This is a genomic window from Bacteroides sp., assembly GCF_052357945.1.
Classification (GTDB): domain Bacteria; phylum Bacteroidota; class Bacteroidia; order Bacteroidales; family Bacteroidaceae; genus Bacteroides.
On record NZ_DAWCXD010000051.1, the window covers coordinates 23,480 to 34,443 of the forward strand.

Annotated in this window: 8 protein-coding genes; 5 read left to right on the plus strand and 3 right to left on the minus strand. The window is 43.0% G+C overall.

Features of this window, described 5'->3' with window-relative positions; translation table 11 throughout:
* From ACT8YW_RS11360 to ACT8YW_RS11370, 3 genes are all read left to right on the plus strand, one after another.
* A complete protein-coding gene (locus ACT8YW_RS11360; RefSeq protein ID WP_250716299.1) occupies positions 1-612 on the plus strand; it encodes a hypothetical protein in 612 nt (203 codons plus the stop codon).
* Between the two features lie 66 nt (positions 613-678).
* A complete protein-coding gene (locus ACT8YW_RS11365; RefSeq protein WP_250716298.1) occupies positions 679-2,979 on the plus strand; it encodes a hypothetical protein in 2,301 nt (766 codons plus the stop codon).
* 5 nt (positions 2,980-2,984) lie between these two features.
* The gene (locus tag ACT8YW_RS11370) at positions 2,985-3,242 is read left to right on the plus strand and encodes a hypothetical protein (protein ID WP_250716297.1); all 258 of its coding nucleotides are present in this window, start codon (positions 2,985-2,987) and stop codon (positions 3,240-3,242) included.
* Between the two features lie 229 nt (positions 3,243-3,471).
* On the opposite strand, the gene ACT8YW_RS11375 is transcribed toward ACT8YW_RS11370, so the two are convergent.
* From ACT8YW_RS11375 to ACT8YW_RS11385, 3 genes are read right to left on the minus strand one after another with little or no spacing between them, the layout of a single operon-like run.
* Entirely contained in the window at positions 3,472-4,659 is a 1,188-nt protein-coding gene (locus tag ACT8YW_RS11375) for a porin (RefSeq protein ID WP_444104970.1), read from the minus strand.
* A 15-nt stretch (positions 4,660-4,674) separates the two neighbouring features.
* On the minus strand, positions 4,675-5,733 hold the full coding sequence (gene ansB / locus ACT8YW_RS11380) for an L-asparaginase 2 (protein ID WP_444104972.1): 1,059 nt from the start codon (positions 5,731-5,733) through the stop codon (positions 4,675-4,677).
* Between the two features lie 35 nt (positions 5,734-5,768).
* Positions 5,769-7,079 (minus strand): anaerobic C4-dicarboxylate transporter family protein, encoded by a 1,311-nt coding sequence (locus ACT8YW_RS11385; protein WP_195357610.1) that lies wholly within the window; start codon positions 7,077-7,079, stop codon positions 5,769-5,771.
* A 178-nt stretch (positions 7,080-7,257) separates the two neighbouring features.
* On the opposite strand from ACT8YW_RS11385, the gene ACT8YW_RS11390 reads away from it, so the two are divergent.
* Entirely contained in the window at positions 7,258-8,691 is a 1,434-nt protein-coding gene (locus ACT8YW_RS11390) for an aspartate ammonia-lyase (protein ID WP_004310906.1), read from the plus strand.
* Between the two features lie 228 nt (positions 8,692-8,919).
* Complete coding sequence (locus ACT8YW_RS11395) at positions 8,920-10,290, plus strand: FAD-dependent oxidoreductase (RefSeq protein WP_444104975.1); 1,371 nt, start codon at positions 8,920-8,922, stop codon at positions 10,288-10,290.
* Positions 10,291-10,964 lie beyond the last annotated feature (674 nt).

The following is a 10,964-nucleotide window of genomic DNA, read 5'->3' on the forward strand; positions in this document are numbered from 1 at the left end:
ATGGAAAAGAGAGTGGGGATCAATCAACGTATAAGTATCAGTGTTATTGAGATGGCTATGAAGGCTGCACTTGATGGTTGCTTTACACCAGAATATGCTGCAGCTCTCGCTTCAGGAGAATTCCAAGGGGAAAATCGCATTAATAAAGCTCGTAGCATTATTGGTAAATTAACACTGCGTAATCCTTTGTTTCCATATATTGAAGCAAATAGGCAGGAATATATGGCAGCTACCAAATATAAAGGAGACCGGGCTATCATTTTTACGGCTCTCATTAATGCCGCCTATACTTTCGGATATGATTCACTGACAATACTAGGCAATTTTTTTCATGTACAGGAGGAAGTATCAACTCCCTTACTATTGAACAGAATGTCCTCAATATATGCCAGCAACCGTTCCTTACCTAACGGAATTTATTGTATCATGCCTATGTTCATTGAAGCTGGTTTGCTTAATCGTCCTCAAATAGGTGTATATACAAAGAATGACATTGAGATTGTAACGCCTTTTGCTCGTGAACTTTATAAAAAGTCGTTCTTCGTGAATAATCCTATGCTCAATGAAGATGACTATGATTACTCAGAACACCCTTATTTTGAGTTTGTGTGATTGTTATTTTGTCAACTAAACCTCATTTGCAGTTTTGATTATAATAGATGAATACTTTTAATTAATATGCAACCGATATATATAGATTTACATATTCATACTTACCCCGATGCAGCTCATCCTACACCAGGATATGATGTTGCTACTTTAGTGAGAAAAATTAAAGAATATAATGGAGATGAACCGTTCCTGATAAGCTTCACCGATCACAACACCATCAACAAGGAAGCGTACCTGGCTGCCAAGGCAGTCGGGGTGAACCTGCTGCTGGGTGCAGAACTACACATCAAGAACCACGATGATGTAGAGGCGTTCCACTGCCACATTTATTTTAATCTGGATGTAACAGAGGAGAATATTAAGGCGCTGAACGACATCTTGGATAAACTGTACACAAACAAACTGCCATGCAAAACCGAGCAGTCAATACCCGATATACAAAAAGTAATCAATGCTTTCGATCCATTTGAATTTATGCTACTGCCACATGCAGGGCAGAGGCACGGACAGTTTAATTACTCGCTGCATGAGGGTGAACAGGTGGATAACGCCATCAGCCGCAGTATTTACTACAACCAGTTTGACGGCTTTACCGCACGTGAGGACAAGGGACTGGAAGCTACACGAGAGTATTTTGCCAAACTGGGCATAGCGGAGTTTGTGAACCTGCTGACCTGCTCGGACAACTATGTTCCTAGCCGCTATCCTGAGCCTAAATCAAGCGAGGCTTCGCCTTTTGTGCCTACGTGGATGATAGCCGAACCGACATACGACGGCGTGAGATTGTCACTCTCGGAGAGTTCGAGACTGTTCTACCAGAAGGAGAAGCCGCAGATACAATGCGACCACATAAGTAAGGTAAAGTTGTCAAACGAGTTGATAGATATTGACGTGGAACTAACAGAAGGACTTAATGTGGTGATAGGAGGCTCGTCATCTGGCAAAACGCTGTTTGTGGACTCGCTGAACAAGTTCTTTGAACAGGATTTACAACATTCGGAATATGCTAAGTTCAAGGTGGATAACATAGAGGTAACGAACCCATCGGAAATTCATCCGTACTACATTCACCAAAACTTTATAGCAGATTTGGTGAACAGGAATGATGAGGCCTCGATAGACGAGATTCCCATCTTAAAGAAAGCATTTCCGAGCGATGACAACGTGAAGCGACAAATCAGCAAAACGCTGGCAGACTTGAAACGCATAGTGGACGAGATGCTACTCTGCGTGGAAAACATTGAGAAGATAGAGCGTTGGCTGAAGGACATTCCACATCCAGGCAAACTGATTACGAAGGGTAAAGTTGAGGGAAACATTTTCCAGCCACTGATGCCCAAAAATGATGAAGAGGAGAGATGCGCCTATCCAGAGGAGGAGTACAATGCCGATGTTGAAGATATGATGGAGTTGGAAAAGTTTGTAAACGAGAATCCGTTTACAAGCAATATCAGTAAGGAGGTAGAGGTTATACTGAAGGAACTCGCTAAAGCTAGAAGGGGCGCTGTGCTATTTGAAAATGTGGCAGCACTGATAGCGACGCGCAAGGATGAGAAGGACGAAGAACTGCAAACGAGGCAGGGACAGAACCAGAGTAACTTGCAAAACCGCAGGAAACTGATGCAGCACCTCCATGAGTACGTGAAATACAGCCGCAGTTTTGCTGAACAGAAAGTGAAACTAACTGAGATGAACAGGTCGTTTACCACCAAGGAGGTGAATGCCACTGGACACACGCTGTACATTGAAAACACATTCAAGTTTAACGAAGAAGTGCTGATGGAGGTGCTGAACAAGTATCTGAATCACCACTTCAGGAATATGAACGATGTGATGCCGGAGAATATGTACCAGACGAAGTTCAAACAACGTCCGAGGGTGAACTCATATAAGGAATTGGGCGACTTTATCTATGAATACCTACGGAAAAATGACCATACGTCGTATAAAATTGTGTCTTCTGACGGCAGGAATTTTTACGAAATGAGCCCCGGCTGGAAGTCGGCCATTCTGCTAGACTTGATACTAGGCTATGATGGTGGCAATTCGCCTATCATTATTGATCAGCCAGAAGACAATCTGGCAGTGAAGTATATCAACGAGGCGCTGGTTCAAACCATCAAAAAGGTGAAGTACAGGAAACAAGTGATACTAGTGAGCCACAACGCCACCATTCCAATGATGGCTGATGCGCAGACCATTGTGCTCTGCAAGAACGACGGGAAGAAAATCACAATCCGTTCTGCCTCGCTAGAAGGTCGGATTGGGAAAGAGAAGGTGCTAGACCTGATTGCAGACCAGACCGACGGTGGCAAGGCATCGATTAAGAAAAGAGTAAAAAAGTATAATTTGAAAAAGTTTAATTAAACAACATGAAGCTAATATTCAAAAAGAATGAAAAGGATGATGTGGAAGTAACTATGTTCAAAGGAACTATGGGAATCCCATTTTCCTATATCGAGATGATAAAATGTCTAATAGCAGGAGAGTCATTAGACAGCGACTTTCATGAGAGTATTACAGAGGACGAAAAAGTTCAAATAGAAGAAGTGTTAAAAGAGATAGAAACCATTGCTTGTCCAAAGGAGGATGAGCCTGAGCAGCAAGAGAACAATGAAATAGATTTTTAGTTTGTTTGTCCAAATTTTCCTCCCATCGCCCCAGCCCGTTTCAGATGGTGCAGTTTGTTTGCGCAAATTTCAGTAATTACGACATAATGTGTTGATAATCAATATGGATAAATTTCTTTAACGAGGAAGAGTATTGATTTAAAAAGACCGAACATATAAGAATACCCGATAACTGTTGTAAGAAGCTATCGGGTATTTTTTATTGTCATCTCGGTTTCTTGCTTTAGAGTTAGAATACAGGCATCTGCCAGATAAATCCTACAGAAATACGGTTAGTACTGTAATTCTCCTGTCCCAGCACCTTGGCGCGGGAAGTGAAATCATACGAACGTCCTATATAGGTAACAAAGAAGTGCAGATTGGTTTCCATCGGGTAATATTCGATACCGCCCAGATATCCCCAGGAGGTACGGTAATTTCCCTTTTCTATACCTTCGGACGCCTTGCCTACGGAAGCCGTCTCGTACATACCCTTCACAAAAACATTCCATTTCGGAAGAAAGCGGTAATTACACTTGGCAACAACCGAAAGATAGTTCGCATCAAAAGCATTATGCCCGCCCGGACGACCTACGATACTGGTAATGATTCCCTTGCGGTCAATATCCTCTTTTGAATACATGAAATCGACAAAAGCATTCCATTTCCCAAGATTCAACTCGTTACCTAAAGCATAATAATACATATTGTGACTTTTGGCCTCGTTCATAACAGAAGCCGACCAACGGGTTTTAAATACATTATTGAAATTACCGTTCCAGTTTAATGTATAAACCAGTGGCATTTTGCCCGATTTCAGATCGGGGAGATTACCTTCGGCATCTTCTGTGATTCCGTAAGTATTATCGAAAGAACTGTTACGGCTGTTCAATATCTGCAGATTAAGCTGCTGTTCGGGAGTAATGTTATAACCAACATTCAATCCGGTCATGAAATTACTCATGTAATCAATCATATCACTGTATTGATAGATGTCGATCGGATTCAGATCGAACTCGATACCACCGTATGCGGCACATTGCTTTCCTGCAAAAAGACTAAACTGGTCATTCAGTTTGATACCGATTCCGGCATAGTCGATAGAAGTCGGGAGATTATCAATCATGCCGTTTGCATCGTTCGAGCGGTTGAGGCGCTGACGATAGCGGTAAGACAGCCAGTTGTTGATATTTCCTTTGGCTTCGATACGAAGCTGGTGCATATTAAAGTCACCCTCCTGAAAACCATTCTGGAAATGAGCGTCAAAGCTCCCTTGCATATTCAGATAAAGATTGAATTTATCTGTTTTCTTTTTCACGTCTGTCAGCTCTTCAAACAGGGGAGTGTTCGGATTGAATTTCTCCTTTTTCTCTGTTTTTTGAGCATATATTCCCTGTATGCTACCCGCGAGGAGCAGCATGAATATCCATTTTTTCATAAGTAAGTCAGGTTTTTAGTATTCGTTGAAATATTGCTGAATCTGTTTCCAGTCTGTAGTTTTTGTTAGTGCAAGCATTAACAAAACACGAGATTTCTGCGGGTTCAGTTCCTGCGAAGCTACAAACTGATATTTGGCATCGTCCACCTCTGCATCCAGTGTGGTAGGTCCGGTCGGGACACGGGAAGAACGAACGACAAGAATACCTTTTTGGCGGGCATCCGTCAGTACCGGGAAGATATTTTGGTGAATATTTCCGTTTCCTACTCCTGCGTGGATGATACCTTTGTATCCGTTGCTAAGCATCGGAGTTACCATATCGGCCTCAATGTTAGAATAGCTGTACACGATACCTACTTTGGGAAGTGCGTTCAGATGAGTGACATCAAAAACGGACTGGGTAGTATGTTTCTTTAGCGTTACTTGGTTGTAGAACACTTTTCCGTTCAGTACATAACCCAGTGCGCCGGAGTTGGGAGCCTGGAAAGTTTGTACATCGACCGTATTCATTTTAACCGTGCTCTGCGCTCCGAGGATAAGGCCGTTCATGACAACCAATACCCCTTTGTCTTTCGATTCTTTTGCGGCTGCGGTAACAACGGCATTGTAAAGGTTCAACGGGCCGTCGGCACTTAGAGCGGTAGACGGACGCATGGCGCCTACTAATACCACCGGTTTGTCACTCTTGACAGTCAGATTCAGGAAGTAAGCTGTTTCCTCCATGGTGTCTGTTCCGTGAGTAATCACGATGCCGTCAATGTCCGGGCGTTTCAGTAGTTCATTGATTTTCTTGGCAAGCGTCAACCAAACCTGGTCGTTCATGTCCTGTGAACCTATTTTGACAATCTGTTCTCCGGTTACGTTGGCGATGTCTTTAATTTCAGGCACAGCGTCGAGCAGTGCACCGATGGCAACTTGTCCTGCCGTATAACTGGTTCCGGTAGCCGAGCTTCCCGTACCCGCGATGGTTCCTCCCGTAGCAAGAATATGAATATTCGGTTTTGCGGCGAATGCCATAGTTACGGAAAATAGTAGTGTGACTACTACCAGTCCAAAGCTTTTGAATTGTTTCATAACTGAATGATGTTTAGGTTAATAAAATGAATCTATTAGAATATTTGTATAAAAAGCAAACCTAGTGCAATAGCCACAACGGTCGATACCAGACCGGGCATCATGAACGAGTGATTCAACACATATTTGCCGATTTTTGTTGTCCCGGTACGGTCGAAATTAATCGCAGCCACCACGGTAGGATAATTCGGAATAAAGAAATATCCGTTCACGGCTGGGAATAAAGCGATCAGCATATAAGGAGAAATCCCCAACGCAATGCCCAGAGGGACGAGTGCCCGTACAGTGGCAGCCTGGCTATATAGCAGGATAGACATCACAAACAGGGCGACACCGAACAACCACGGCATTTGTTGCACAATTCCCTGGATAGAGAGAGTCAGCTGTCCCATATTTCCCTGAAGAAAGGTATCTCCCATCCAGGCAATACCGAAGATGGCAATCACCGCCTGCATACCTGCCGGAAATACAGAACCTTGCGTTGCTTTGATCCCGTCTGTCTTCGTTATTAACAGGATAATTGCGGCAGCCGACAACATCACGATTTCGATGATAGAAGACATTCCCAAAGTGACAATTTCCCCATCAATCAGGAAACTGGGGCGCATTCCTTCAAAAGAACCGAAAAGCACGATAAAAGCAGTTGCCAATATAAAGATGATAACGGAAATCATTGCCGAACGTTTGTTCTTGACACTTTTAATCTCCACCTTTTTATTGTTGAATAAACCTTCTTTCAATCTTTTCTGATACTCGGGATCTTCCGCCAGTTCCTTACCGATTCTCATGGAAAACAAGGCGCCTACCAACACTCCGATGATGGTGGCGGGAATCGTAATTTTGAGAATGTCGAACAGGGTAATGTCGAATCCGGCTAAAAGTCCGAGAAGTGCCACGGTAGCGGCAGAGATCGGACTTGCCGTAATGGCCTGCTGGGAAGCGATGACGGCAATACCCAACGGACGTTCCGGACGGATTTTTGTTTCGGTGGCAACCTCTGCAATTACCGGCAGTACGGAATAAGCCACGTGTCCGGTTCCGGCTACAAAAGTAAAGAGGTAAGTCACCAGCGGACTAAGCAGAGTGACGTGTGAAGGATTTTTACGAAGCAAATGTTCTGCCAGTTTCACCATATAGTCCAAACCTCCGGCCGCCTGCATACAGGAAGCGGCAGAGATTACGGCGGCAATCATTAACATAACGTCGATGGGAGGTGCAGTGGGTTGTAAACCAAAAACGAACGTGAGTATTGCCAACCCTACGCCTCCCATTACGCCAAGTCCGATACCTCCCAGGCGTGCGCCAATAATAATGGCTGTCAGAACAAATGCTAATTGTAATATCATAGATTGCTGTTTTAAATTCAAAAACAAAGATAAGCGATTCTTCTCTTTGTATTTTCTTTTTCTTCTATTTACAACAAAAAAGTCTTTGAATAGTTTTTGCATATTTATTAAAACAATAACATCGTTGGTTGGTTATTATAAGAACTAACGAAAACGTTATTACTATAAAACAACCGATATGGAACAAAATTTATCAAAAAAAACTCGTACAGAGAGTGACCTGATAGGTAGTCGTGAAGTGCCGGAAAGTGCACTCTATGGAGTACAGACACTCCGTGGCATTGAAAACTTTCGCATCAGCAAGTTTCATTTGAATGAATATCCTTTGTTCATTCAGGCATTGGCTATTACGAAGATGGGAGCCACCGTTGCCAACCGTGAACTGGACTTATTAACTGAAGAACAAGCGGATGCTATCTTGAGAGCCTGTAAAGAAATACTCGAAGGAAAGCATCACGAGCAGTTCCCGGTAGATATGATTCAGGGAGGAGCCGGTACGACCACCAACATGAATGCCAATGAAGTGATTGCCAACCGGGCATTGGAACTGATGGGGCATCAGCGGGGAGAGTATCAATTCTGTTCGCCTAACGATCACGTCAACCGTTCGCAATCTACCAACGATGCTTATCCTACAGCCATTCACATTGGACTGTATTATACTCATTTGAAATTGGTTAAGCATTTGGAGGTTCTGATCGAGTCTTTCCGGAAGAAAGCGAATGAGTTTGCACATGTCATCAAAATGGGGCGTACCCAATTGGAAGATGCCGTACCGATGACTCTTGGGCAAACCTTTAATGGCTTTGCAAGTATTTTGTCACATGAAGTAAAGAACCTTGATTTTGCTGCACAAGATTTTCTGGCAGTCAATATGGGAGCAACAGCCATTGGAACAGGAATCACTGCCGAACCGGAATATGCGGAGAAGTGCATTGCCGCTTTGCGCAAGATTACGGGATTGGATATCAAACTAGCAGACGATTTGGTGGGAGCTACTTCGGACACTTCCTGCATGGTAGGTTATTCGGGAGTGATGAGGCGTATTGCTGTTAAAATGAATAAGATATGTAACGACTTGCGGTTGCTGGCTTCCGGTCCGCGTTGTGGATTGGGAGAAATCAATCTGCCGGCAATGCAGCCGGGCTCATCCATCATGCCCGGAAAAGTGAATCCGGTGATTCCTGAAGTGATGAACCAGGTGGCCTACAAGGTAATAGGAAATGACCTTTGTGTGGCCATGAGCGGTGAAGCAGCTCAAATGGAACTGAATGCAATGGAGCCGGTGATGGCACAATGCTGTTTCGAGTCTGCCGATTTACTAATGAATGGTTTTGACACTTTGCGCACCTTATGCATCGACGGCATTACGGCTAATGAAGAAAAATGCCGGAGAGATGTGCATAACAGCATTGGAGTAGTGACAGCCTTGAATCCGGTGATTGGATATAAGAACTCTACTAAAATAGCCAAAGAAGCATTGGAAACAGGGAAGGGAGTTTATGAACTTGTTTTGGAACATAACATTCTTTCCAAGGAAGACCTGGATACTATCTTAAAACCGGAAAATATGATTAAACCGGTGAAGTTGGACATTCACCCGAATCGTTGATTGATATATAGTAAGTGGAGATTGGTTTAAGATGAGATATCGCCGGGCAGATCATTGATCTGTTCCGGCGATTTTTGATTATTTATTACTTTGACCTTATACGGGAATAATTGCTAATTTATCCGGCGAAATGGTTATTGTTTATTACTTCGAAAGCGACGAACTTTGCAATATCATTCGTTGTTAACCTAATAAGCAAGTCTTGAACCCATTAAAAGTTATATAGATATGAATGCATTTGATGTTATTATTATCGGTTTCGGTAAGGGAGGAAAGACCCTTGCGGCAGAGTTTGCAAAACGTGGGCGGAAAGTTGCTATTGTTGAACGTTCTGATAAAATGTATGGAGGGACGTGTATCAATATCGGATGTATTCCGACAAAGACGCTGGTTCATCAGGCTAAAATTGCTTCCGGCATGAAGAATTCGACGTTTGAAGAAAGAAGAGAGTTTTATCGCAATGCTATTGCTGTGAAGGAGTCTGTGACAAGTGCGTTGAGAGATAAGAATTACCATAATCTGGCAGATCATCCTAATGTAACAGTTTATACAGGTGTAGGTTCTTTTGTATCTGCCGATGTGGTTTCCGTCCGTACATCTACTGAAGAAATATGGTTGACATCAAAGCAAATAATTATCAACACCGGAGCGGAAACAATTATTCCGCCTATCGAAGGAGTTGCGGACAATTCTTTGGTTTATACCAGTACTTCAATCATGGAATTAACCGATCTTCCCCGTCGGCTGGTTATTGTTGGCGGCGGTTATATTGGTTTAGAGTTTGCGTCTATGTATGCTTCGTTCGGTTCGCAGGTGACGGTGCTTGAGAGTTATCCGGAACTGATTGCTCGTGAAGATCGTGACATTGCTGCAAGTGTGAAGGAAGCATTGGAGAAAAAAGGTATTGTTTTTCGGATGAACGCGAAGGTACAATCTGTGAAGTATGTTGAAAATAGGGCTGTCGTTGTTTTTTCTGACTCACAAACAGGTGAAGCGTTCGGACTTGAAGCTGATGCTGTCTTGTTGGCTACGGGGCGCAAACCCAATACGAAAGATCTGAATCTGGAAGTTGCCGGAGTGGAGACGGACGTGCGTGGAGCGATCATTGTGGATGAATATCTGAAAACAACTAATCCGAATATACGCGCCGTGGGTGATGTGAAAGGTGGTTTGCAGTTTACTTATATTTCATTGGATGATTATCGGATTATCCGTGAAGATTTGTTTGGAGATAAGGAGCGGAAAACAAGTGACCGTAATCCGGTTGCTTACTCCGTATTTATTGATCCTCCAATGGCGCGTATCGGATTGAATGAGGATGAGGCTCGTAAGCAGGATTTGGATGTGATTATCAAGAAATTGCCTGTTATGGCGATACCGAGAGCAAAGACATTGGGAGAGACGGACGGTCTGTTGAAAGCTGTCATTGATAAGAATACGGGAAAAATAGTAGGTTGTATGCTGTTTGCGCCTGATGCCGGCGAAGTCATCAATATAGTTGCCATGGCAATGAAAACAGGTCAGAATTATACTTTCCTGCGTGATTTCATCTTTACTCATCCCAGCATGAGCGAAGCGTTGAATGATTTGTTCTCATAGAGTAGTAAGAATACGTCTTTCTAGTCGCATACGCTGTGTGTGGATCATCCTGATTTCAGTTGTCGGGTAAGTTGTGTTTTTCCTGTGATTACTGGTTGGCTAATTTCCGGTCAGCAGCAGCTTAAATTTGTTTCATAGCTTCAGATAATTTGTTTAGAGGCTTGAAACAATCTGTTCGCAGGCTTGAAACTAAAGTTTCCCCTATGGGGGAACAATGGTTTCCCTATGGGGAAAATGTAGTTTCCTTACGGGGAAACTATAGTCTCTCACCGGGAAACGTTAGTATCATTATATGAAACTGTCATTCGCCCTATTGGAAACTGGAACTTTCCTAATGGATAAGCCATTTGCAATCTTATTATGGTATGATGCTTTCATCTGTATCTATACGCTCGTTTCACCTGTTGTTTCAGATGATATTAAACCATTGATCAGGTATTATCACTCCATTTCCCATGTGTTAATACCTGATTTTTCAACTATTAATGGCTGAAGTCTACAGTGTTAATACTTGAGGTGATAGCTGTTAATACTTCTTGCGGAAATAATTAATGTTCAGTATATCAGATGATAACAGTTTGTTGTAGGTGCAGATTAGTGGAAGCGCTTACGTGAGGGCGTAAGCGTCTCCGCGATGCCGTCTTGCCTTTATTTTTGTGTTTTCTTACCTTTGT

Bases quoted from the DNA above. Each gene is read 5' to 3' on its own strand.
- ACT8YW_RS11365 (WP_250716298.1), top strand. From the start codon at position 679: ATGCAACCGATATATATAGATTTACATATTCATACTTACCCCGATGCA.
- ACT8YW_RS11360 (WP_250716299.1), top strand. From the start codon at position 1: ATGGAAAAGAGAGTGGGGATCAATCAACGTATAAGTATCAGTGTTATT.
- ansB (WP_444104972.1), bottom strand. From the start codon at position 5,733: ATGAAACAATTCAAAAGCTTTGGACTGGTAGTAGTCACACTACTATTT.
- ACT8YW_RS11370 (WP_250716297.1), top strand. From the start codon at position 2,985: ATGAAGCTAATATTCAAAAAGAATGAAAAGGATGATGTGGAAGTAACT.
- ACT8YW_RS11385 (WP_195357610.1), bottom strand. From the start codon at position 7,079: ATGATATTACAATTAGCATTTGTTCTGACAGCCATTATTATTGGCGCA.
- ACT8YW_RS11395 (WP_444104975.1), top strand. From the start codon at position 8,920: ATGAATGCATTTGATGTTATTATTATCGGTTTCGGTAAGGGAGGAAAG.
- ACT8YW_RS11390 (WP_004310906.1), top strand. From the start codon at position 7,258: ATGGAACAAAATTTATCAAAAAAAACTCGTACAGAGAGTGACCTGATA.
- ACT8YW_RS11375 (WP_444104970.1), bottom strand. From the start codon at position 4,659: ATGAAAAAATGGATATTCATGCTGCTCCTCGCGGGTAGCATACAGGGA.